Consider the following 20,940-nt stretch of genomic DNA (forward strand, 5'->3'; position numbering starts at 1 on the left):
ATTGGGGCGAATCAGCACCATACTGAAATTATTAGCATAGCTGCCGGCACAAAGCAAGAACAAAATGTGCCCGAGCGCAATTGTCTCAGGTTGGTGGCTGCCCGCCAAGCTGCCGATCTCCCCCCTTGCGGGGGAGATGGCCGGCAGGCCAGAGGGGGGTGTGACAGAGCACCAACGTCTACCTAAACCCATCCCCCAACCGGGAATGGAGGGCTCGATTGGCTGACAGGTCGGAGGGACAGCACCCCCCTCTGCCCTGCCGGGCATCTCCCCCGCAAGGGGGGAGATCGGCAGCTTCGCCGACAGCGCCTGCTGCGGAATAAATTGAGGATGCCGGCAGGAGGTATGCCAACGTCCGGAACAGGCGGATGCCGGTCAGCGCCGCGCCTGCAAAAGCCCCAGCAAGGCATCTTCGCTGGGCTCAGGCGCAATCCGGATCCTTTCGCCAGCGGCATCATCCAAGGCCGCGGCAATACGTCCCGACAATGCGAAAAAGCGCGTGTCCTGAAAAAAACCGCGCACCGCCGGCCGGCTAGCCAGGGCCTGCATCGCCATGGCCGCCTTGGCCGAATAGAGCAGCACCGCCTCGACCGGCCGGGCGGACAGGCGCGCAAGCACGGCCTCGTCGGAGTAATCCAGCACAACGGTGTCGTAGGTCTCGACGGCGCGGACCTGAGCGCCCGCCGCCTGCAGCCGCTCCTCGAAGCCCGGAAAGCGCACCCGCCCGCAGAGATAGACGATCGTCTGCCCCGCGTAACCACCAGCAAGCGCATCGGCCAGCGCCTCGGCATTCCCTGGGCCTTCGCTGACCGACAGAAACCCGGCCGCGCGGGCGGCTTCCGCCGTCTTCCTGCCGACGGTGTGGCACGGCAAGCCGGCGAGCGCCGCGATGACCTCTTTCGGCGCATGGCGAACGCCGTTGGCACTGGTGGCCGCGACCGCCGCAGCCGCATCGGCGACCGCGCCGACGTCGACGGGCAGCGCCACCGTTTCGGTCAGCGGCAGCAGGATCGGCTGAAAGCCGGCATCCGCAAGCCGGCGCGCCGTGCGCAAGGCGCCCGGTTCGGGTCTCGTCACCAGGACGCGGAGCATGTCAGGTCCAGCCGTCGAAGAATGTTTCGCCGGCTTTGGCCCGAACGGTCGCGGCGGCTTCCGCGCCAATGCGCGCCGCCTCCTGCGCTGGCCCTTCCAGCCTGACTTCATGCGACTGCGTGCCATCGGGCGAGATGATCAGCCCGGCAAAGGAAACCGTTGCGCCGGATATCGTCGCATGGCCGGCGATCGGGGTGCGGCAGGAGCCGTCGAGCGCCGCCAGGAAGGCGCGCTCGCAGGCCAGCGCCTGGCCGGTCGGCACGTCGTGGATTGCCGCCAGCATCGCTTCCACGTCGCGGTCGCCGATGCGGCTCTCGATACAGATCGCGCCTTGCCCCGGCGCCGGCGGAAAGACGTCGAGCGGCATCAGGTCGGTGACGACATTTTCGAGCCCGAGCCGCTTCAGCCCGGCATAGGCGAGGATGGTGCCGTCGGCGATGCCTTCGTCGAGCTTGCGCAGCCGCGTCTGCACATTGCCGCGAAACATCACCACGTCGATGTCCGGCCGCATCCGCCGGATCAGTGCCTGGCGCCTGAGCGACGACGAGCCGACCCTGGCGCCTTGCGGCAGGCCGGCAATCGTTCGCGCCGCCTTGCCGATGAAGGCATCGCGTGCGTCCTCGCGCGGCAGGAAGGCGGCCAGTTCCAGCCCCTCGGGCAACAGCGTAGGCATGTCCTTCGACGAATGCACGGCGATGTCGATGCGCCGCGCCAGCAACGCCTCCTCGATCTCCTTGGTGAACAGGCCCTTGCCGCCGGCTTCGGACAGCGGCCGGTCCTGGATGCGGTCGCCGCTGGTCGAGATGACGACCACCTCGAACGCCTCGGCCGGCATGCCATGCGCCGTCATCAGCCGCGCCTGCGTTTCATGCGCCTGCGCCAGTGCCAGCGGGCTGCCGCGTGTTCCGATTTTCAAGGTTGTTTGCATGGCGCGCCGTCCGTGATAACCCCCGGCAGGATCGAGGTCCGTCTTCCCGGCTTTCTCCTATCGGGGAAAGGCAGGCCGTACAATCCTTGGAGACAGCGACGAATTGATCCGCGTTCTGGGCATCGAGACGAGTTGCGACGAGACCGCCGCCAGCGTGGTGGCGCTGGACGATCGCAGCGCGCCGCAAATCCTGTCGAACATCGTGCTCAGCCAGATCGAGGAGCATGCCGCTTTCGGCGGCGTCGTGCCGGAGATCGCCGCGCGTGCCCATGTCGAGGCGCTGGACGGCATCATCGAGGCAGCGCTTGCTGATTCCGGCGTCGATCTCGCCGACATCGATGCGATTGCTGCCACCGCCGGTCCCGGTCTTGTCGGCGGGCTGATCGTCGGCCTGATGACGGCAAAAGCCATCGCCGCGGCAGCCAAAAAACCGCTGATCGCCATCAACCATCTCGAAGGCCACGCGCTCACCGCCAGGCTGACCGACGGGCTCGACTTTCCCTACCTCTTGCTGCTGGTCTCCGGCGGCCATACCCAGATCGTCGCCGTGCGCGGCGTCGGCGACTACCAGCGCTGGGCGACGACCATCGACGACGCGCTTGGCGAAGCCTTCGACAAGACGGCTAAGATGCTCGGCCTGCCCTATCCCGGCGGACCGAATGTCGAGAAGGCGGCGGCAAATGGCGACGCGGCCCGTTTTGCGTTTCCGCGCCCGATGAAGGGCTCGGTGCAGCCCGATTTTTCTTTCTCCGGCCTCAAGACCGCGGTGCGCCAGGCGGCAACCGCGATTGCCCCGCTGAGCGACCAGGACGTCGCCGATATCTGCGCCTCGTTCCAGGCGGCGGTGGCGGATGCGCTCGGCGACCGTGTTTCGCGGGCGCTGACCAGGTTCCGTCAGCAATTCCCGGACAAGGCTGAGCCTGCGCTGGTTGTCGCCGGCGGCGTCGCCGCCAACCGGACGATCAAGGCGACATTGCAAGCGCTGTGCGAGCAGGCCGGGTTCAGCTTCGTCGCCCCGCCGCTTAATCTCTGCACCGACAACGCGGCGATGATCGCCTGGGCCGGCATCGAGCGCCTGCGCGCCGGCATATCAGGCGAAAACGCCGCCGATTTCGTGCCGCGCTCGCGCTGGCCGCTGGACAGCGTCTCGGCCCCGATGGTTGGCTCTGGCCGGCGCGGGGCCAAGGCGTGACGAGCAAAGCCATGACGCGCAAAGCCAGCGCCGGCTGGCGTGTCGCCGTGCTTGGCGGCGGTGCCTGGGGCACGGCGCTGGCGCTGGCCATGCTGCGCGCCGGCCATTCGGTCCGGCTGTTCGCGCGCGACCCGGAGACCGTCGCGGCGATCGACCGTGGCGAAAATCCGCGCTATCTGCCCGGCATCGCGCTCGATCCCGGCATCGCGGCGACAAGTGACATCAAACTGGCTCTCGCCGACGCCGACTGCGTGCTGGCGGTGGCGCCGGCGCAATCGTTGCGCGCCATGCTGACGGCCGCGTCCAGCCATGTGCCGAAAGGCGTCCCGCTGGTGCTCTGCGCCAAGGGCATCGAGCGCGACACCGGCGCGCTGCTGTCGTCCATTGCCGAGGAAATCCTGCCGGCAAATCCGGTCGCCGCTTTGTCCGGCCCAAGCTTTGCCACCGACGTCGCCAGGGGCCTGCCCACGGCCGTGGTGGTCGCCGCCCGCGACGAGGCTCTGGCCACCGACCTTGCCGCCCGTTTCTCGGCTGAAAACCTGCGTTGTTATTGGAGCGACGACCTGATCGGCGTCGAGATCGGCGGCGCGCTGAAGAACGTCTTTGCCATCGCCGCGGGTGCCGTCACCGGCGCCGGGCTCGGCGCCAGCGCCCAGGCCGCAATGGTGACGCGCGGCTTCGTCGAATTGCGCCGCATCGGTGCCGCCTTCGGCGCAAAGCCGGAGACGCTGATGGGGCTTTCCGGCCTCGGCGACCTGCTGCTCACCTGCTCGTCCGCCCAGTCGCGCAATTTCGCCTATGGGCTGGCGCTCGGGCAAGGCAAGCCGCTTGCCGGCCTGCCTCTGGCTGAAGGCGTGCCGACGGCGGCGATCGCCGCCCGCATCGCCGGCGAGCGCCGGATCGACGCGCCGATCATGGCCGCCGTCGCCGCCATACTGGACGGCACCGTCACCATAGACCAGGCTGTGTCGGCGTTGATGACCAGGCCGCTCAAAACCGAAACCGACATGTAATCCCGAACGATTGCGGAGATGGAAAGATGCTGTTTGCGTTGATTTGCAAGGACAAGCCAGGAAGCCTGCAGGTGCGGCTCGATACGCGGCCTAAGCACCTTGCCTTCCTGGAAGGGCTGAACGGCGACAAGAAACTGGCCTTCGCCGGCCCGTTCCTCGACGCAGACGGCAAGCCGAACGGCACTCTCGCCGTTGTCGAGGCGCCCGATCTGGCTGCGGCAAAAGCCCTGTCGGCGGCCGATCCCTATACCAAGGCAGGGCTGTTCGAAAGCGTCGAAATCCGGCAGTGGAACTGGAGCTTCAACAAACCGGCGGGTATCTAAATGCATGTCGCGCAAAAGTGTGCAGCGGTTTTGTGATAACGACATGCATAAACAAGAACCTGAAGCGCGTCGCATGACGCCGGTCGAACGCGACGCGCTTTTAGTCGCGACGGCACCTGAGGAGGAGCAAGACAATGAACTACTGGCTGTTCAAATCCGAACCCTCGGTCTTCTCCTTCGAGGACCTCAAGGCCAAGGGCAAGGCCGGCACGCAATGGGACGGCGTGCGCAATTATGCGGCGCGCAACAACATGAAGGCGATGCAGATCGGCGATCTCGGCTTTTTCTACCATTCCAATGATGGGCTCGACATAGTCGGCATCGCCGAAATCTGCGCTCTGGCCCATCAGGACAGCACGACCGACGATCCCCGCTGGGAGTGCGTCGATATCCGCGCCTTCAAGGACATGCCGAAGCCGGTGACGCTGGAACAGGCCAAGGCCAATCCAAAGCTGGCCGACATGGCGCTGGTGCGGCTCGGGCGGCTGTCCGTGCAGCCGGTGACGCCTGCCGAATGGCAGGAGGTCTGCCGCATGAGCGGACTGACGCCGGCGCCATGACGGCGCTGACGCCGGACAGCGCCAAGAAATTCATCCTCGACAACACGGCGCTGATGGCGCCGCCGCATGTGCCGGAGATACGCCTGCAGCTGGCCGACGAGGCGCATGAATTGTGGCAGCGGACCGAGGATGAGCTGACCGAAATCGGCCTGCCGCCGCCCTTCTGGGCCTTCGCCTGGGCCGGCGGCCAAGGCCTTGCCCGCTACATCCTCGACAATCCGGCGGCGGTGCGCGGCAGGCGCGTGCTCGACTTCGCCTCCGGCTCCGGCCTTGTCGCCATTGCAGCAGTGATGGCCGGATCTGCCGAGGTGATCGCCGCCGATATCGACCCGTTCTGCGCGACCGCGATCCGCCTCAATGCAGAGGCCAATGGCGTCGAGATAGAATTCCTCGCCGGCGACTGCATCGGCACCGATGCGGGCTGGGATCTGGTGCTGGCCGGCGACGTCTTCTACGACAAAGCTTTCGCCGACAGGCTGATGCCGTGGTTCGCGGCGTTGAAGGCGCGCGGCGCCGACATCCTCGTCGGCGATCCCGGCCGCTCCTATCTGCCGAATGCCGGGCTGGAACCGCTTGCCGTCTACGAAGTGGCGGTGACCCGCGCGCTGGAGGACGCCGAGGTCAAGCGCACCACCGTCTGGTGCCTTGCTTGACGGCATCGCCGAACAGGCGTTCCATCGCGCAATCGACCGGAGGGAATTATGGATTTTTCAGCAATCAATTGGCTGGCGGTAATCGTCGCCGCCGTGGTGGCGTGGCTGTTCGGCGCGGCCTGGTATATGGGCTTGAGCAAGCCGTGGCTGAAGGCCGCCAAGCTTGATCCGGCGACGATGAGCAAGTCGATGCTGCCCTTCGTCGTCTCCTTCGTCGCGGAGCTTGTCATGGCGCTGGTCATGTCGCTGATCATCGGCGCAGTGACCGGCGGCGAACCGAGCCTGCTTGCCGGGGTGATCTTCGGCTTCGTTCTCTGGCTGGGGTTCGTCGCCACGACGCTTTCGGTCAACCATCGCTACGAAGGTTTCGGCTGGGATCTGACGCTCATCGATGTCGGCCATTGGCTCGGCGTGATGCTTCTCATCGGCGCGGTGATCGGCTGGTTCGGCGCGGCGGCGACAGGCTGACCTTTAGGTTGGGGTCTTGGCGACTTCCTCGAGAAGCCAATCGCGAAAGGCGACGATGCGCGGATCGTTCGCCGCACTTTCGGGATAGACCAGGAAATAGGCGAATTCGGGCGCGACCTTGATGCCGAGTTCAAAGGGCCGGATCAGCCGGCCTTCCGAAAGGTCGTTTGCCACCATGGCGAAATCGGCGAGCGCAACCGCGTTGCCGTCGAGCGCGGCCTGCACGGCATCCGTCGAATTGCCGAACACGATGGTCCGGCTGTCGTCGAAATCGTCGACGCCCGCCGCCGCCATCCACATGCTCCAGTTCGGCCAGGTGACGCCCTGGCGCGACCACTCGATATGCGCCAGCGTATGATGGAACAGGTCGCGTGGCTCCTTGAGCGGCGGCCCTGACCGCAGCAAGGCCGGACTGCAGACGGGAATGATGACGTTTTCGAACAGCCGGTGCGAGCGAAGCCCCGAATATTTGCCGGCGCCGAAACGGATGCCGACATCGACATCGTCGCGGTCGAAATCGCGCACCTCATAGCTGATATCGAAGCGCAGCTCGATTGCCGGATGCTGTTTGCGAAAATCGTCGACGCGCCGCATCAGCCACTTCGTCGCGAATTGCGCATCGAGGGTGACCTTCAGCAGCGCCGATCCGCGCGCCGTCTTCTGCGCCCGTGAGACCGCGCGGCCAAGCAGGTCGAGCGCGTCGGTCGAGGCCTCGAACAGCACCGCACCCGCCTCGGTGAGCCGGATTGTGCGGCTGGTGCGTGTGAACAGCATGATGCCGAGCTGATCCTCGATTTCCTTGATCTGGTGGCTGACCGCTGCCGGCGTCAGGCCGAGCTCGTCGGCGGCGCGGGTGAAATTGAGGTGCCGGGCCGCCGCCTCCAGCGTCCGCAGCGCACGGGTTCCAGGCAGCAGGCGCGCCATCAGGGCCAGACGAGGAGGGTTCGGTCGAGCATTCCAATCCTCAAACAAAACTTGAAGATGCAGAAAAAACTACTCGTTTCCCGTTTGAATTTCAATCCGCCATGATCTGAGCATCGAAGAAACATCAAACCGGATTTGATGTCCGGAGAAGCGGATTGCACCATGTCTGACATCGCCCTGCGCTCGGTAACCCTCCGCCCGGCCTGGCTGCGCGCCGTGCTCGACTGGCTTCGGCACGCGAGAATCGCGGCCAATCTTCCCTACGAGAATGTCGAGGATCTCTCCGATCGCCAGCTGCGCGACATCGGTAGCGAACGCAAGGACATCGCACGCGCCATGGACCGCGAACTCGGCCGGCTCGGCCTTCTCGACATAGGGTGGCAAAGGAGTAGGGGAGTAGGGGAGTAGGGGAGTAGGGGAGTAGGGGAGTAGGGGAGCTAAGCGGCGCGCCCGCCCCTGTCTCTACTTTTACTGCCCTATTCCCCTACTCCCTTATTCCCCTATTCCCTTACCTTACCACCCTCACCACCGTCCGCTCCGACAGCAGCGGCAGCAGCCGTGCCATGGTGCGGGCTGTTACCGCGACGCAGCCTTGCGTCGGCGTGAAGCCGGGGCGCGCCAGGTGGAAGAAGATGGCGCTGCCGCGCCCGCGCCGGCGCGGCACAATGTTCCAGTCCAGCACCAGGCAGGCATCGTAGAGATCGTCGGCCCGCTGCATCCGCTCATGGCTGGCGCCATAGGGGATTTTGACCGGGCGGTTGTAGTTGCGGTCCCCAGGCACTTCGCACCAGCCGAGGTCGCGGCCGATCGGCGTCATCGCCAGCCGCGTCCGGCGGCCGCTGGAAAAACGGTCGCCGCGAAAATATCCCGACAATATCCGCATCGAGGCGAGCGGCGTGGCGCCATCGCCCTCGCGCTTGCCGGCCGAGATGCCGCCATGCCCCAGCGCACATGGAAACACGAGTTTGCCGGCCTGTAGAAAGCCCTGGCTGGCATGGCCGGGCCGCGCGCGCACGGTGAGCACGGTAAGCCCTTTCGGCAAAATTGCGCCGACTGCATTGCGATCGTGTTTTTTCTTGTATGATCGTGCCACGGAACAAATCACTGTGAACGGCTGTTGTGCCGGTCAGCTTCCGCATAAACAGGCAGCGGTCAACTGAAATCTCTTTTCAAAACAACGGATTGATCCATGACTTCACGCACCATTCTGATCGTCGACGACGATGACGACCTGCGCGGCACCCTTGTCGAGCAATTGTCGCTTTATGAGGAATTCGATGTCCTGCAGGAAGCGACCGCCGCCAAAGGCGTCGCCGCGGCGCGCGGCGGGCTTATCGACCTGCTCATCATGGATGTCGGCCTGCCCGACATGGATGGCCGCGAGGCGGTGAAGATATTGCGCAAGGGCGGCTACAAGGCGCCGATCATCATGCTGACCGGCCACGACACCGATTCCGACACGATCCTTGGTCTCGAGGCCGGCGCCAACGACTATGTGACCAAGCCGTTCCGCTTTGCCGTGCTGCTGGCCCGCATTCGCGCCCAGCTGCGCCAGCACGAGCAGAGCGAGGACGCCACTTTCTCGGTCGGCCCCTACACGTTCAAGCCCAGCCAGAAGCTTCTGATCGACCCGCGCGGCGCCAAGGTGCGGCTGACCGAAAAGGAAGCCTCGATCATCAAATATCTCTACCGCGCCGACCAGAAGGTGGTGACCCGCGACGTGCTGCTGGAGGAAGTATGGGGCTACAATTCCGGCGTCACCACGCATACGCTCGAAACCCACGTCTACCGGCTGCGCCAGAAGATCGAGCGCGATCCTTCCAACGCGGAAATTCTCGTGACAGAAAGCGGCGGCTACAAGCTGGTTCCTTAAACATTTCATTATTCAAATAAGCGATCCGGGCGGGGCGCTTTTCGGGTACGGTCCTGAGCTGGAGGTGGGTCTGGATCGAACTCGCGGAGGCATCGGGTCCAAGGAGCGGAACCGATTTTTGAAACGCCTTGCGCGTCCGGGGGACGCGCGGCGCTCTAGGGAGGAGTGGGACTGACGGTTCGGGGACATAGCTAGATGGCGCTGGATGACGACATCCGCATCCTGTCCACCGTGAGGCTCTTCGAGGGCTTTACGCAGGAACAGCTGCGTCTGCTCGCCTTCGGCGCCGAAACCACCATGCTGAAAGCCGACCACAAGCTTTATCGCGAGGACGACGAAGCTGATTCGGCCTACATCGTGGTCAGCGGCCGCATCGTGCTCTATCGCGAGCACGACGGGGAGCGCATCCCGATCGGCACCGCCGGTCCCGGCACCATACTCAGCGAACTGGCGCTGATCGCCGACACCAACCGGCTCACCAGCGCCTCCGCCGAAATCGATTCGGAAGTGCTGCGGCTCAGCCGCAAGATGTTCCGCCGCATCCTCGAGGAATACCCGGAGCTGGCGGTTCACTTGCACCAGCGCATATTGGAGGATTTCCAGGCGATGATCCGCCGGATCGAGGAACTTGGGCCGCGTTTTGCCGGCTAATGTAGCGCCTCTGGTTTAACCAGATTTCGGAATTTGCGAGTTCTCAAGGCCGGTGCGTTGCGGAAACAAGCTCGGCCTTGCGCCGCGCCGTCTCCAGTCCGAGCGCAATGAAGCGGCGCGCATGTTTGGCCAGCTCCATATTGTCGGTCCACAGATTGCGCCAGATCGCGGTTTTCCGCGACAGGTTCTCGTCGACGATTTCCGACGAGAAGGATTCGAAGCTGAGGTCGTCGCTGTAGCCGATAGCGGTCAGCGCATCGAATATCCCGGCGAAATCGATATTGCCGGTGCCGAGGAAGCCGCGATGGCTCTCGCCGATATGGACATAGCCGATTTTCTTTGCGGCGTTGCGGATGGCCAATCCGACATCGGCCTCCTCGATGTTCATGTGGAACGTGTCGAGATGCAGGAAGATGTTGTCGGAGCCGCTGTCCTCGAGAAAGGCCATGCCTTGCGCGGCGGTGTTGAGCAGGTTGCTTTCGAAGCGGTTGACGATCTCGAGGTTGAGGGTGACGCCGGCTGACTTTGCCGTCTCCGCCACCTCGGCAAGCGTGCCGGCGCTGCGGTTCCACTGGTCGCGCGTCGGCGCCTCGCTCTGCAAACCGTGGCTGGTGCTGAGGATGCCGGCAACCTTCTGGCCGCCGAGATCGCGAGTCAGCGCGATCGTACGTTTCAGGATTTCGACGCCGTGCGCCGCAATCGTTTTGTCGGCGCTCGAAATATCGCCGTCGGCCGGCAGTCCGATGCTGATCGCGACGCCGAGGCCGAGATCGGCTATCCGCTTGGCCAAGCCGTCAATGTCGACATTGGCGGGGTCGAGATAGGAGAATTCGATCAGGTCGAAGCCGGCTTCGCTGGTGTTGGCCAGCGTCCGCTCGAGATCGCTCTGCGTCGAGCTCGCCGACCAGACGAATGAGTGGATTCCGATGCGCGACATGATTGTCTCCGGTTATTCCAGCAGTAGCGGACCCAAGTCCAAATCGGTGTTTGGCAATCCGTTGCTCAGACAAAAAAGGTGCGGCCCTTCACCCCGCCCCCACCAGGCTTGGGAGGTTTAGCGAGCTGCGGTCCAGCCCTTGTAATCCTTCAAATTGTCGGCCGTGATCAGCTTCGGGTCGAGCAGCACCGTCGGCTCGGCCGGCTTCTTGCCGGCAAGCAGGTCAGCCGCCATCGTCAGCGACTGGCCGGCCATCACATAGGGATCCTGCGAGGCCGAGGCCTTGATCATCGACGTGCCGGAAGCGAGTTCCTTCTCGATATCGGGCGCGCCGTCGACCGCCGTGAAGATGAACTCCGAGCGGTTGAGCTGCTTGGCCGCAAGCTGGGCGCCGATCGCCGTCGGATCGTTGATGGCGAACACCGCGTCGATCTTGTCGAAACGGGTCAGCAGCGACTGAAACACTTTCAAGCCGCCGTCACGTGAGCCTTCGGCGTTCTGGTCGTCTGAAAGGACCTTGATGTCGGGGTGTTTTGCCAGCACGTCCTTGCAGCCCTTGACCCTCTCCAGGATCGACGACGAGGCCGGGCCGTTGAGGATGACGTAGTCGCCCTTGCCGCCGGTATGGTCGACCAGATACTGGCACGCCTCTTCGCCGGCCTTGACATTGTTGGTCATCACGGTGACGTCGGCGCCCGGCGCCGAAACGTCAAAAGCGGCAACGACGATGCCGGCCGCCTGTGCCTTCTTCACCGCCGGTGCGATCGCCTTGGCATCGACGGCATTGAGCATGATGACGTCGACGCCGGCGGCGATGAAGGAATCGACCTGCGAGACCTGCTTGTTGAGATCGTAGTCGGCCGATACCGATGTCACCTGCACATTCGGGTTGATTTTCTTGGCCGCGTCCTCGATGCCCTTGATGGTGGCGACGAAGAACGGGTTGCCGAGCAGGCCGACCGAGATGCCGACCTTGTTCAGGTCCTTGGCCGATGCCGGCGCGATGACGGCGGCTGCAAGGGCGACGCCGCAGAGCAGTTTAGCGATGATCTTCATAGTTTTATTTTCCTCCTGATGCCCGCGCCTCTCACGGTGCGTTACACATGAAACCGGCTCGATGGACGCCGGCGACTAAGGGCCATCACGTTCTTGCTCCTGCCTGGAGCCGGTAACGGTCGAGGGCGACCGCCACGATGATGACCAATCCCTTGATGATGTACTGCCAGATGTCGGAAACACCGGCGAGGATGAGCCCATTTGACAGCACGGCGATGATCAGGCCGCCGATCAGCGTGCCCCAGATCGAGCCGACGCCGCCGACGAAGCTGGTGCCGCCGAGGATGACCGCGGCAATGGCGTCGAGTTCGTAGGACTGGCCGAGCTGCAGCCCGTTGGCGGCATAGAGCCGGGCCGCCGACATGGCGCCGCCAAGGCCGGCCAGAAGGCCGGAAACGCCGTAGACGAAGAGCAGCACCAGCGGCACCTTGATGCCGGTCAGTCTGGCGGCCTCGGCGTTGCCGCCGACGGCGTAGATCCAGGTGCCAAGCACGGTGCGCTTGAGCACCAGCCAGGACAGCACCACGACCGCCAGCGCGATGATGACCAGCCATGGAACGCCGAACTGCGAACCGTTGCCGATGAAGTCGAACGGCAGGTCCGAGTTGAACACCGTCGTGTCCTGGCCAAGCAACCGGGCGACGCCGCGCACGGCGGTCAGTGATCCCAGCGTGACGATGAAGGGCGGCAGCTTGATGTAGGCGATCAGCAGGCCGTTGATGACGCCGAAGCCGAGCCCGACGAGAATGGCCGCCGGCACGCCCAGCAGTCCCCAATCGGGCACCAGCGACACCATCACCGCCACCATCGCCGAGGCGGCAAGGATCGAGCCGACGGACAGGTCGATGCCGCCGGTCAGGATGACGAAGGTCATGCCGGCCGCCAACACGATGTTGATCGACGATTGCTGCATGACGATCAGCAGATTGGTCTGGGTGAAAAAGCGCGGGTTGATGAACTGGAAGCCGACCGCCAGCAGAATCAGGATCGGCAGCATGCCGAGCGCAGCGATGGCGGTGCGCCACCTTGTGCTCCTGCCGACCGCCCGGTCGTCCGCTTTCATCGTGTCGGCCACTTTGTCGGTCATCGCTGAGCCGCTCCCGTTGCAAGTTCCATGATCGCTTCCTGCCGCAGTGGCTCGCCCTCCGACGCCGTTACCTCGCCGGCAATGGTGCCGTCGCGCATCACCAGCACGCGGTCGGCGATGCCGATCACCTCCGGCAGTTCGCTGGAGATCATCAGGATGGCGATGCCTTTCTTGGCCAGATTGTCGATCAGCCGGTAGATTTCCGACTTCGCCCCGACGTCGACGCCGCGGGTCGGCTCATCGAGGATGACGACCTGCGGCTCTGTTTCCAGCAGGCGGGCGAGCAGCACCTTCTGCTGGTTGCCACCCGACAGCGAGCCGGCATTGGCCTGCACCGAGCTGGTGCGGATGGAGAGCTCGGACACCGCCTTGGCGGCGCGCTTTTCGGCAGCCGCGAAGTCGCGCAGACCGCCGGCCTTCGCGTCCCTTGCCAGCACGCCCATGCTGATGTTGTCGGAGATCGACATGTCGAGGAACAGGCCAAGTTGCTTGCGGTCCTCGGTCAGGTAGGCGATGCCGGCATCCAGCGCCTCGCTTGGCGAACCGATGGATATCGGTTTGCCGCCGAGCTCCAGCGTGCCCGATATGTGCCTGTCGGCGCCGAAGATCAGTCGTGCCAGTTCGGTGCGGCCCGAGCCGACCAGGCCGGCCAGCGCCAGCACCTCGCCTTTGTGGAGGTCGAAGGAGCAATTCCTTATGAAATTGCCGTCCGACATGCCGCGCACCGACAGCGCGACGGCGCGCTTGCTGTCCGGCGGGCGGTGATCCTTCTTGTAGAACGTCGACAGATCGCGTCCGACCATCATCGATACCAGGCGCGAGGCGTTCAGATCGGCGCGGTCGAGCGTGCCGACATAGCCGCTGTCGCGCAGCACGCTGACGCGGTCGGCGAGCTGGTAGACCTCTTCCATGCGGTGGCTGATGTAGATGATGGCGATACCTTGCGACTTCAGCGTCGCGATCACCTCGAACAGCCGGTCGGTCTCACGCGAGGTCAGCGAGGTGGTCGGCTCGTCCATGACGATGATGCGCGCATTGGTCGACAGCGCGCGGGCGATTTCGACCAACTGGCGTTCGCCGAGCGACAGGCTGCTGACCGGGGTGCGCGCTGAAAAAGTCACGCCGAGCCGCGCGATGATGTCGCTGGCGCGCCGGTTACACTGCTCGCGATCGACGATGCCGAACCGTCGCGGCTCGTTGCCGAGGAAAATGTTCTGCGCCACCGACAGATTGGGCGCCAGCGACAGCTCCTGGTAGATGACCGCAATGCCGGCGGCGCGTGCCTTGATCGGGTCGCCGGTGGCGGCCGGCATGCCGTCGATCAGGATTTCGCCGCCGGGATCCGGCCGGTAGGCACCGGACAGCACCTTCATCAGCGTCGACTTGCCGGCACCGTTCTCACCCATCAGCGCGTGCAGCTCGCCGGCATGGACGGTCAGCGACACATCGTGCAGGGCGCGGATCGGGCCGAATGTCTTCGAGATGTGGCGCATCTCCAGCACCGGCTGGCGCACCGTCTCGATCCGGGCGATGGCGCTCATCGCGCACCTCCCGCAGCTGCTCTGGGGGCACCCCGATCGGCGGCAAGGCCGCGCCAGTCGTTGCGGTAGCCGGCAAGGCCGCTGAAGCTTGCCGCATGCACCGCCTCCGGCGCCTCGATGGCAAACTCGCGTCCGACGCTTTCGAAGGCAAGTGCTGCGGCACCGGTGGCGCTGCCCTCCAGCGTTGCGCCCTGCAGGAAGGCCTGCCCGGGACGCACTTGCGCCAGCAGCGCGGCAAGCAGCCCGCCATTGTTCAGGCCGCCGTCGACGATGACGGTATTATCGGAATGGATCAGCTCGAGGCACAAATCGACCATCAGCGCGACATAGAGCAGCGCCATGGCCGCGCGTTCGTCGGCGTTGGGCGTGCGCCCGACCAGTTCGCCGCGCCGGTGTGCCATCGGGCCGCCGGGCGCGAAGCTCGGCAGCGCCATGATGCCGGCGTCGATCACCCGCTGTATCGATGACGGCGCGATGGCGCCCTGCCAGCCGGCGCTGATCGTCGCGAATTCGCGGCCGCCCATGAAGCGGATGGTTGGCACCGGGCCGCCATCGACATCGACGTTGACCAGCATGTCGCGCTCGCCGTCGAGTGCGTCGAGCGGGCAGTCCGGATTGAGAACGACGACCCAGGTGCCGGTCGAGACCACGGTCACCGGCCCGAGCTGCTGCCGGCGGTAGGCATGGAGCGCGGCATTGCTGTCGTGGACGCCATTATGGATGGCGACCGGCTTCGCGGCTCGGCCGAAGCGCTGCTCGCCGATCACCGCGCCGGCACGCTCGAAGGCGGGCATCTGGCCGCGCCAGCCCTCGCCATCGACCAGCGAGCTGAAATCGCGTTTGCGCGGCGCCCATAAATGCGAGTGGCAGCCGAGATAGGACACTTCCGATACCGGCCGGCCACCAAGGCGCCAGCTCCAGTATTGGGGGTAGCCGAGGATCGATTTCGCTGCGGCGAAGGCACCGGGCTCCACCTCCTTCAGCCACAACATGTGGCGGCCGTAGTTGAAGCCAAGCGGCAGGCGCGGCGAAAAGGTCTCGGCAAAATCCGGAATGCGGCGATCGATTTGCGCGGCGATCTCGGCCGGCGGTTCCTGCTCGTAATCGAGGATCGGATGCGTCAGCGCGGCGTCGTCGACCAACGCGAAGGTGCAGCCATGGCCGGATACCATCAGCCCTTCCACGCCATGCGTGTCGACGGCGTCATCGATGGCGCGGGCCGCCCAGTCGTGCAGCGTTGCCTCGTCGAGCACGCTGAAGCCGTTTTTGCGGATCCAGCTCGGCTGGGTGCGGCGCTCGTCGAGGATGCGTCCGTCCTGGCCGAAGACGAACAGCTTCGAATTGGTCTTGCCGAAATCGAGGACGGCTACTTTCACTGGGCGCCTCCCGAGGACGCGGCGATGCGCACCATGACGCCGGCATCTTCGAGCATGCGCGCGTCGGTGTCGGACAGGCCCTCATCGGTGACCAGCGTACCGATCCGCGACAGCGGCAGCGCCACGTTGCGGGCGTGGATCGACAGTTTGCGGCTGTCGGCCAGCACGACGATCTGGTCGGCGCAGAGGCTGAGCTCGACGATCGAGCGGACCAGCAGCGGGTGCGATTCCAGAAGGCCTTCCTGGCCGATGCCTTGCGCGCCGAGAAAGAACTTCGAGGCGTAGAACGGCACCGTCTGGGTCAGCGAATGGATGATACCCGGCTCGCGGTGCAGTTCGCCGCCGGCGACGGTCAGGCTGCAATGGCCGTGATCGCTGAGATAGGCCGCGAGCGGCATCGAGTTGGTGTAGAGCCGGATGTTGCGGTCGGCGAGCTTGACGCCGAGATGGAAGCAGGTCGAACCGCCATGCACGATGACCGCGTCGCCGTCGCGCACCATGGTGGCGGCGAGAGCGGCGATCTGCCGCTTGGCCTCGACGGCGAGGTCGCGGTTCTCGTCATAGGGCCTGGCATAGGCGACGCCAACTTGCGAAGCGCCATCGAGCGCCGAGATGCCGCCATAGACCTTGCGCGCTTCGCCGGCCTCGTCGATCTTGTCGATGTCGCGCCGCACCGTCGCCGCCGACACGCCAAGCCGCTCCTGCAGCTCGCGCACCGATGCGAAAGGCCGGTCTCGCAAAAGCTCGACAATCTGGCGCTGGCGGCCGGAGTCGCTCAACCCTTACCTCCCAATGCGCTTGCCTCCCAAGCCATTTTGCACGGCATTGCCATTTTGCACGGCAATTGGTGCAACTTACTCAACGGGCCTCGGATTGCAAGCGTGATTTGACGCGATAACATCACTGTTGACGTAACTCACTCGCATCTGCGATACCAGCGTCGGTCTTAGTCCCGGCAACGGGCCGTCCAAAGCCGTGGCCACGCGGCCGGTTTGTGGAGGAATTTCGATGACGATCAGTGCGGATGCGCAGGAATTGGCAGCGCTGCGGTCGCTTTCGGCCGTCATCGGCAGCGACCCGCATCTGACCCAGGCCGCCGGCGGCAATACCTCGCTGAAAGCCGGCGACACGCTCTGGATCAAGGCCTCCGGTACCTGGCTGAAGGACGCGCTTACCGCAGACATCATGGTGCCGGTCAGCATCCCGCCATTGCTTGAAGCCATCGAACGGCGCGACCCGGCCGCCGAACAGCCGCAGGCCTTTGCCATCGGCGCCCTCAATCCACGCGGCTTGCGCCCGTCGATCGAGACCACGGTGCATGCGCTGATGCCGCAGCGTATCGTCCTGCATGTCCACTGCGTCGAGACCATTTCGCTGGCCGTGCAGGCCGATTGCGAGGCCGAGGTCGCCAGGCGGCTCGATGGCCACCAATGGACCTATGTTCCTTATCGCCGGCCGGGGCTGCCGCTTGCCCAAGGGATCGCCGAGCGCTTGCGGCCAGGCGTAGACATCCTGATCCTCGGCAATCACGGTCTGGTCGTTGCAGCCGAGACCGTCGCCGCGGCCGACATGCTGCTGCGCCGCGTAACCCGGCTCCTGGCGCGGCCGCCGCGCCAGGTGGCAGAACCGGACATCGTGGCGCTGACGGCGCTCGCCGGCGGCAGCGGCTACAGACTGCCGGCCGACGTCGAGGCGCATGCGGTGGCGATCGACCCCGAATGCTGCCGCATGGCGGCAGGGGGCAGCCTCTACCCCGACCACGTCATCTTTCTCGGCGAGGGTTCGGTCGTGGCGAGACCGGACGAGGATGTGAAGCGCGTGATCGAGCGCTGCGGCGCCGCACCCGTGGCGATCCTGTTTCCCGGCCTTGGCGTGCTGATGCGCGGCGACGCCGGCGCCGGCGCCGACGCCATGCAGCGCTGCCTCGCCGACGTGACGGCGCGGGTCGATGTCGCTGCGAAGCTGAATTATCTGACAGCGGCGGAGAATGACGAACTGATCAACTGGGACGCCGAAAAATATCGCCAGAAACTCAATGCCGGAGGCAGCTGACATGCCGCGTTCGTCAAGCCCGCTATCAACTGGCCCGCTTGCCATCGGCATCGACATCGGCACATCCGGCGCGCGCGCCGTCGCAATGCGCCCGGACTTTTCCATCGCCGCGCATTCCGCAATTGCCCTTGAGCGATTTGGGCTGAACGGCCGCGACCCCGCCGTATGGTGGGAGGCGGTCGGCGCGACGTTGGCGGAAGTGCTCAAATGTATCGATCGCGCGGCAGTGCTCTCGATCGCCGTCGACGGTACGTCGGGCACGCTGCTGCCGGTCGACGGCTCCGGGCGGCCGCTGGCCGAACCGCTGATGTACAACGACAAGGTCGCCGACGACATTATTCTGACTGCAATAGCCGGCGCGGCACCGGCAACGAGCGCTGCACTTGGGGCGACGTCCGGTCTCGCCAAGGCGCTGTCTTTCCAGCACCTGCCCGGCGTCGCCACTGTGCTGCACCAGGCCGACTGGATCGCCGGACAGTTTTCCGGCCGCTTCGATGTCAGTGACGAGAACAACGCGCTGAAAACCGGCTACGACGTCGAGGCCCGGCGCTGGCCGGACTGGATCGCGGCGACCGGCATGCGCATGGAATTCCTGCCCCGAATCGTGCGGCCGGGCGATGTCACGGGCACGCTCACCGCCAGCGCTGCGAAAATGTTCGGCCTGCCGCGCGACGTGGTTGTCGTCGCCGGCACCACCGATGGATGCGCGTCGTTCCTGGCGACCGGTGCGACTGCCGCGGGCGCCGGCGTCACCGCGCTCGGCTCATCGCTGACCATCAAGATCCTCTCCGACCGGCCGATCTCGGCGCCGCAATTCGGCATCTACAGCCATAGGCTGGGAGACACCTATCTGGCGGGCGGCGCCTCGAACTCCGGCGGCAAGGTGCTGGCCCAGCATTTCCCCGTCGCCCGCATTGTCGAGCTCAGCAAAAAGATCGACCCGGCGACCGAGACCGGCCTCGATTATTACCCGCTGCCGGCGCCGGGCGAACGCTTCCCCGCAGCCGATCCGGCGCTGCCGTCCCGCCTCGAGCCGCGGCCCGCCGACGACGCCGACTATCTGAAAGCGATGTTCGAGGGTATTGCGGCGATCGAAGCGCTCGGCTATCGCCGGCTTGCCGAACTCGGTGCCCCCCGGCTGACGTCGGTCAGGAGCGTCGGCGGTGGTGCGGCCAATCCGGCCTGGACGGCGATCCGGCAGCGCAAGCTCGGCGTCGCCCTCTTGCCGGCTCTGTCGGACGAGGCCGCCGCCGGTACGGCGCGGCTGGCGCTGATGGGCGCAGGCGCAGCGGGGCTTTTATGACGGCCAAGATAATTCAGCACCTCGACGGCATCGCCGCGCTGGCCGAGCGCTATCAGGTGTTCCTGCTCGACCAATTTGGTGTGCTGCACGACGGCACCAGCGCCTATCCAGGCGCTATCGAAGCCTTGTCGGCACTCAAGCGCGCCGGCAAGACCATCGTGCTGATCTCGAATTCCGGCAAGCGGGCGCAACCCAATGAGCGCCGCCTGCTGAAGCTCGGCTTCGCACCGGGAAGCTGGGACCATTTTGTCTCCTCCGGCGAGGTGGCGTGGCGCTCCTTCCACGAAATGGCGGCATCGGGGACCCTGCGCCCGCAGACAAAATGCCTGCTGATCAGCCGCGATAATGACCGTTCGGCTGTCGACGGCCTGCCCTTCGTCCTGGCCAAGGACGGCGACGATGCAGAACTGGTACTGATTTCCGCCAGCGAGGGCGATCGCTACGACCTCGACCATTATCGCCGGCTTCTCGGTCCGGCGGCGAAGCGCCAGGTGCCGTGCTTCTGCACCAACCCCGACAAGATCATGCTGACTGCCGTCGGGCCTTGCTTCGGCGCTGGCCGGCTGGCCGATCTCTATGAGAACCTCGGCGGCAGCGTCACCCGCATCGGCAAGCCCTATCCGCAGATATTCGAGGCAGCGCTGGCGCTGGCGGGCAACCCGGAGCGCGGCAACGCGGTCTGCGTCGGCGACAGCGTGGAGCACGACATCGCCGGCGGCAACGGCGTCGGCGTCGCGACGACGCTGGTCCTGTCCGGCATATTGGCGGAGACACCTGATCTGGAGACTGTTTTCGCCACGCTGAACGCCCGCCCCGACTACATCGCGGATAGCTTCAGGTTTCGCTGAATTGTTAAGGCGAGACAAAGCTAATCGAGGTTGAAACGCCCGATCACCGGCACATGGTCGGAGGGCCGCTCCCAGCCGCGCGCCGGCCGCAGGATTTCATAGCCGGCAAACTGCGGCACCAGGTTTGGCGACGACCAGATATGGTCGAGGCGGCGGCCGCGATTTGACGCCTGCCAATCCTGTGCACGATAGCTCCACCAGGTGTAGAGCTTCTCCTCGTAAGGCACATTGAGCCGCATCAGGTCGACCCAGTCGCCGGCGAGCCGCATCGCTTCGAAATTTTCCGTCTCGACCGGCGTATGGCTGACGACGTTGAGCAGCTGCTTGTGCGACCAGACATCGTGCTCGAGCGGCGCGATGTTAAGATCGCCGACCAGGATCGAGCCGGAAGCCTCGTCATGCTCGGCGCGGACGGCGTTCATCTCGGCAACAAAATCGAGCTTGTGCTTGAACTTCCGGTTGACGGCCGGGTCGGGCTCGTCGCCGCCGGCCGGCACGTAGAAATTGTGCAGCAGGATCGCCTTGCCGCCAGCCTTGACGGTGACCGACAGATGCCGGCTGTCGTCGATCTCGCAGAAGCGGCGCTTTTCGACCACCTCGATCGGCCGCCGTGCCACCGTCGCAACGCCGTGGTAGCCCTTCTGGCCATGGAAGGCGATGTGCTCGTAGCCAAGCTTGCGGAACGCCTTCTCCGGAAACAATTCGTCAGGAACCTTGGTTTCCTGCAGGCAGAGCACGTCCGGCGCCTGCTCGACCAGCAGACGCTCGACGATCGGCATGCGCAGCCGGACGGAGTTGATGTTCCAGGTAGCGACGGAAAACGGCATGTGGGGTTCCGGACAACGCAAGATCCGCCGGATGGCCCGACGGAAGTCAATCGCGCAAACTACTGCCAGCCGCGCACCGCAAAAACAAGCCGGCCGCGCCTTGGGGGGCGCGGCCCACGACTTTCCAGAAATATCAATACAGGAACCAAGCCCAAGGTGTGCTGAGATTCAGGTCAGGCCGAGTCGGAGTCGAAGACGGGCGCGAAGCGACCAGAATGGTGGATTCCGAGAACCGG

23 protein-coding genes are annotated in these 20,940 nt (G+C 65.1%); 12 read left to right on the plus strand and 11 right to left on the minus strand.

Annotated features, from left to right (window positions below; all coding sequences use genetic code 11):
• Positions 1-375: 375 nt before the first annotated feature.
• A complete protein-coding gene (locus NKH37_RS04700; RefSeq protein WP_353004026.1) occupies positions 376-1,092 on the minus strand; it encodes a uroporphyrinogen-III synthase in 717 nt (238 codons plus the stop codon).
• A gap of 1 nt (position 1,093) precedes the next feature.
• A complete protein-coding gene (gene hemC, locus NKH37_RS04705) occupies positions 1,094-2,020 on the minus strand; it encodes a hydroxymethylbilane synthase (protein ID WP_023721376.1) in 927 nt (308 codons plus the stop codon).
• Positions 2,021-2,126: 106 nt separating this feature from the next.
• Between hemC and tsaD the strand changes: the two genes are divergently transcribed.
• The 6 genes from tsaD to NKH37_RS04735 all read left to right on the plus strand — a co-directional run bounded on the left by tsaD (position 2,127) and on the right by NKH37_RS04735 (position 6,229).
• A complete protein-coding gene (gene tsaD, locus NKH37_RS04710; protein WP_352588416.1) occupies positions 2,127-3,212 on the plus strand; it encodes a tRNA (adenosine(37)-N6)-threonylcarbamoyltransferase complex transferase subunit TsaD in 1,086 nt (361 codons plus the stop codon).
• Positions 3,213-3,223: 11 nt separating this feature from the next.
• Positions 3,224-4,225 (plus strand): NAD(P)H-dependent glycerol-3-phosphate dehydrogenase, encoded by a 1,002-nt coding sequence (locus NKH37_RS04715; RefSeq protein ID WP_353004027.1) that lies wholly within the window; start codon positions 3,224-3,226, stop codon positions 4,223-4,225.
• A 26-nt stretch (positions 4,226-4,251) separates the two neighbouring features.
• Positions 4,252-4,548: a YciI-like protein gene (locus tag NKH37_RS04720; RefSeq protein ID WP_023721379.1), complete on the plus strand. Its 297-nt coding sequence runs from the start codon at positions 4,252-4,254 to the stop codon at positions 4,546-4,548.
• 134 nt (positions 4,549-4,682) lie between these two features.
• Complete coding sequence (locus NKH37_RS04725; RefSeq protein ID WP_352494080.1) at positions 4,683-5,108, plus strand: EVE domain-containing protein; 426 nt, start codon at positions 4,683-4,685, stop codon at positions 5,106-5,108.
• Entirely contained in the window at positions 5,105-5,761 is a 657-nt protein-coding gene (locus NKH37_RS04730; RefSeq protein ID WP_352588413.1) for a class I SAM-dependent methyltransferase, read from the plus strand. The genes NKH37_RS04725 and NKH37_RS04730 overlap by 4 nt, the downstream gene beginning before the upstream one ends.
• Positions 5,762-5,809: 48 nt before the next feature.
• Positions 5,810-6,229, plus strand: a complete 420-nt coding sequence (locus tag NKH37_RS04735; protein ID WP_023721382.1) for a DUF1761 domain-containing protein — start codon at positions 5,810-5,812, stop codon at positions 6,227-6,229.
• Between the two features lie 3 nt (positions 6,230-6,232).
• On the opposite strand, the gene gcvA is transcribed toward NKH37_RS04735, so the two are convergent.
• Entirely contained in the window at positions 6,233-7,153 is a 921-nt protein-coding gene (gene gcvA / locus NKH37_RS04740; RefSeq protein ID WP_353004029.1) for a transcriptional regulator GcvA, read from the minus strand.
• A 162-nt stretch (positions 7,154-7,315) separates the two neighbouring features.
• On the opposite strand from gcvA, the gene NKH37_RS04745 reads away from it, so the two are divergent.
• Positions 7,316-7,561 carry a hypothetical protein gene (locus tag NKH37_RS04745; protein WP_023721384.1) on the plus strand — a complete coding sequence of 82 codons (246 nt, stop codon included), beginning with the start codon at positions 7,316-7,318 and terminating at the stop codon, positions 7,559-7,561.
• A 100-nt stretch (positions 7,562-7,661) separates the two neighbouring features.
• Here the strand turns inward: NKH37_RS04745 and NKH37_RS04750 are convergent, their stop codons facing one another.
• Positions 7,662-8,198 carry a L,D-transpeptidase family protein gene (locus NKH37_RS04750; RefSeq protein ID WP_245278686.1) on the minus strand — a complete coding sequence of 179 codons (537 nt, stop codon included), beginning with the start codon at positions 8,196-8,198 and terminating at the stop codon, positions 7,662-7,664.
• Positions 8,199-8,342: 144 nt separating this feature from the next.
• Here NKH37_RS04750 and NKH37_RS04755 point away from each other — a divergent pair, with 144 nt between their 5' ends.
• Positions 8,343-9,026 (plus strand): response regulator transcription factor, encoded by a 684-nt coding sequence (locus NKH37_RS04755; protein ID WP_023721386.1) that lies wholly within the window; start codon positions 8,343-8,345, stop codon positions 9,024-9,026.
• A gap of 195 nt (positions 9,027-9,221) precedes the next feature.
• Positions 9,222-9,677, plus strand: a complete 456-nt coding sequence (locus NKH37_RS04760; protein ID WP_023680480.1) for a Crp/Fnr family transcriptional regulator — start codon at positions 9,222-9,224, stop codon at positions 9,675-9,677.
• 43 nt (positions 9,678-9,720) lie between these two features.
• Here NKH37_RS04760 and NKH37_RS04765 read toward each other — a convergent pair whose 3' ends face one another.
• From NKH37_RS04765 to NKH37_RS04790, 6 genes are all read right to left on the minus strand, one after another.
• The gene (locus NKH37_RS04765; RefSeq protein WP_023721387.1) at positions 9,721-10,614 is read right to left on the minus strand and encodes a sugar phosphate isomerase/epimerase family protein; all 894 of its coding nucleotides are present in this window, start codon (positions 10,612-10,614) and stop codon (positions 9,721-9,723) included.
• 117 nt (positions 10,615-10,731) lie between these two features.
• Entirely contained in the window at positions 10,732-11,670 is a 939-nt protein-coding gene (locus NKH37_RS04770) for an ABC transporter substrate-binding protein (protein WP_023721388.1), read from the minus strand.
• A gap of 85 nt (positions 11,671-11,755) precedes the next feature.
• The gene (locus NKH37_RS04775; protein WP_502895841.1) at positions 11,756-12,733 is read right to left on the minus strand and encodes an ABC transporter permease subunit; all 978 of its coding nucleotides are present in this window, start codon (positions 12,731-12,733) and stop codon (positions 11,756-11,758) included.
• A 20-nt stretch (positions 12,734-12,753) separates the two neighbouring features.
• Positions 12,754-14,298 carry a sugar ABC transporter ATP-binding protein gene (locus NKH37_RS04780; RefSeq protein ID WP_352643719.1) on the minus strand — a complete coding sequence of 515 codons (1,545 nt, stop codon included), beginning with the start codon at positions 14,296-14,298 and terminating at the stop codon, positions 12,754-12,756.
• Positions 14,295-15,674 (minus strand): FGGY-family carbohydrate kinase, encoded by a 1,380-nt coding sequence (locus NKH37_RS04785; RefSeq protein ID WP_352961994.1) that lies wholly within the window; start codon positions 15,672-15,674, stop codon positions 14,295-14,297. The genes NKH37_RS04780 and NKH37_RS04785 overlap by 4 nt, the downstream gene beginning before the upstream one ends.
• Entirely contained in the window at positions 15,671-16,453 is a 783-nt protein-coding gene (locus NKH37_RS04790; protein ID WP_023721392.1) for a DeoR/GlpR family DNA-binding transcription regulator, read from the minus strand. The genes NKH37_RS04785 and NKH37_RS04790 overlap by 4 nt, the downstream gene beginning before the upstream one ends.
• A gap of 229 nt (positions 16,454-16,682) precedes the next feature.
• On the opposite strand from NKH37_RS04790, the gene NKH37_RS04795 reads away from it, so the two are divergent.
• The 3 genes from NKH37_RS04795 to NKH37_RS04805 are packed head-to-tail and all read left to right on the plus strand — an operon-like array spanning position 16,683 to position 19,877.
• Positions 16,683-17,726, plus strand: a complete 1,044-nt coding sequence (locus NKH37_RS04795) for a class II aldolase/adducin family protein (RefSeq protein WP_353004034.1) — start codon at positions 16,683-16,685, stop codon at positions 17,724-17,726.
• Position 17,727: 1 nt separating this feature from the next.
• Complete coding sequence (locus NKH37_RS04800) at positions 17,728-19,029, plus strand: FGGY-family carbohydrate kinase (RefSeq protein ID WP_353040822.1); 1,302 nt, start codon at positions 17,728-17,730, stop codon at positions 19,027-19,029.
• Positions 19,026-19,877, plus strand: a complete 852-nt coding sequence (locus NKH37_RS04805; protein ID WP_023721395.1) for a TIGR01459 family HAD-type hydrolase — start codon at positions 19,026-19,028, stop codon at positions 19,875-19,877. Before NKH37_RS04800 ends, NKH37_RS04805 begins: the two co-directional genes overlap by 4 nt.
• Before the next feature lie 20 nt (positions 19,878-19,897).
• Here NKH37_RS04805 and NKH37_RS04810 read toward each other — a convergent pair whose 3' ends face one another.
• Positions 19,898-20,704: an exodeoxyribonuclease III gene (locus NKH37_RS04810; protein WP_353004035.1), complete on the minus strand. Its 807-nt coding sequence runs from the start codon at positions 20,702-20,704 to the stop codon at positions 19,898-19,900.
• Positions 20,705-20,940 lie beyond the last annotated feature (236 nt).

Source organism: Mesorhizobium sp. M1217 (genome assembly GCF_040318275.1).
Classification (GTDB): Bacteria; Pseudomonadota; Alphaproteobacteria; order Rhizobiales; family Rhizobiaceae; genus Mesorhizobium.

What these genes read in the sequence shown, in the direction of transcription:
- NKH37_RS04700 (WP_353004026.1), bottom strand. Translation starts at nt 1,092, where the DNA reads ATGCTCCGCGTCCTGGTGACGAGACCCGAACCGGGCGCCTTGCGCACG.
- hemC (WP_023721376.1), bottom strand. Translation starts at nt 2,020, where the DNA reads ATGCAAACAACCTTGAAAATCGGAACACGCGGCAGCCCGCTGGCACTG.
- NKH37_RS04715 (WP_353004027.1), top strand. Translation starts at nt 3,224, where the DNA reads ATGACGCGCAAAGCCAGCGCCGGCTGGCGTGTCGCCGTGCTTGGCGGC.
- NKH37_RS04720 (WP_023721379.1), top strand. Translation starts at nt 4,252, where the DNA reads ATGCTGTTTGCGTTGATTTGCAAGGACAAGCCAGGAAGCCTGCAGGTG.
- NKH37_RS04725 (WP_352494080.1), top strand. Translation starts at nt 4,683, where the DNA reads ATGAACTACTGGCTGTTCAAATCCGAACCCTCGGTCTTCTCCTTCGAG.
- NKH37_RS04730 (WP_352588413.1), top strand. Translation starts at nt 5,105, where the DNA reads ATGACGGCGCTGACGCCGGACAGCGCCAAGAAATTCATCCTCGACAAC.
- NKH37_RS04735 (WP_023721382.1), top strand. Translation starts at nt 5,810, where the DNA reads ATGGATTTTTCAGCAATCAATTGGCTGGCGGTAATCGTCGCCGCCGTG.
- gcvA (WP_353004029.1), bottom strand. Translation starts at nt 7,153, where the DNA reads ATGGCGCGCCTGCTGCCTGGAACCCGTGCGCTGCGGACGCTGGAGGCG.
- NKH37_RS04745 (WP_023721384.1), top strand. Translation starts at nt 7,316, where the DNA reads ATGTCTGACATCGCCCTGCGCTCGGTAACCCTCCGCCCGGCCTGGCTG.
- NKH37_RS04755 (WP_023721386.1), top strand. Translation starts at nt 8,343, where the DNA reads ATGACTTCACGCACCATTCTGATCGTCGACGACGATGACGACCTGCGC.
- NKH37_RS04760 (WP_023680480.1), top strand. Translation starts at nt 9,222, where the DNA reads ATGGCGCTGGATGACGACATCCGCATCCTGTCCACCGTGAGGCTCTTC.
- NKH37_RS04765 (WP_023721387.1), bottom strand. Translation starts at nt 10,614, where the DNA reads ATGTCGCGCATCGGAATCCACTCATTCGTCTGGTCGGCGAGCTCGACG.
- NKH37_RS04770 (WP_023721388.1), bottom strand. Translation starts at nt 11,670, where the DNA reads ATGAAGATCATCGCTAAACTGCTCTGCGGCGTCGCCCTTGCAGCCGCC.
- NKH37_RS04775 (WP_502895841.1), bottom strand. Translation starts at nt 12,733, where the DNA reads ATGAAAGCGGACGACCGGGCGGTCGGCAGGAGCACAAGGTGGCGCACC.
- NKH37_RS04780 (WP_352643719.1), bottom strand. Translation starts at nt 14,298, where the DNA reads ATGAGCGCCATCGCCCGGATCGAGACGGTGCGCCAGCCGGTGCTGGAG.
- NKH37_RS04795 (WP_353004034.1), top strand. Translation starts at nt 16,683, where the DNA reads ATGACGATCAGTGCGGATGCGCAGGAATTGGCAGCGCTGCGGTCGCTT.
- NKH37_RS04800 (WP_353040822.1), top strand. Translation starts at nt 17,728, where the DNA reads ATGCCGCGTTCGTCAAGCCCGCTATCAACTGGCCCGCTTGCCATCGGC.
- NKH37_RS04805 (WP_023721395.1), top strand. Translation starts at nt 19,026, where the DNA reads ATGACGGCCAAGATAATTCAGCACCTCGACGGCATCGCCGCGCTGGCC.
- NKH37_RS04810 (WP_353004035.1), bottom strand. Translation starts at nt 20,704, where the DNA reads ATGCCGTTTTCCGTCGCTACCTGGAACATCAACTCCGTCCGGCTGCGC.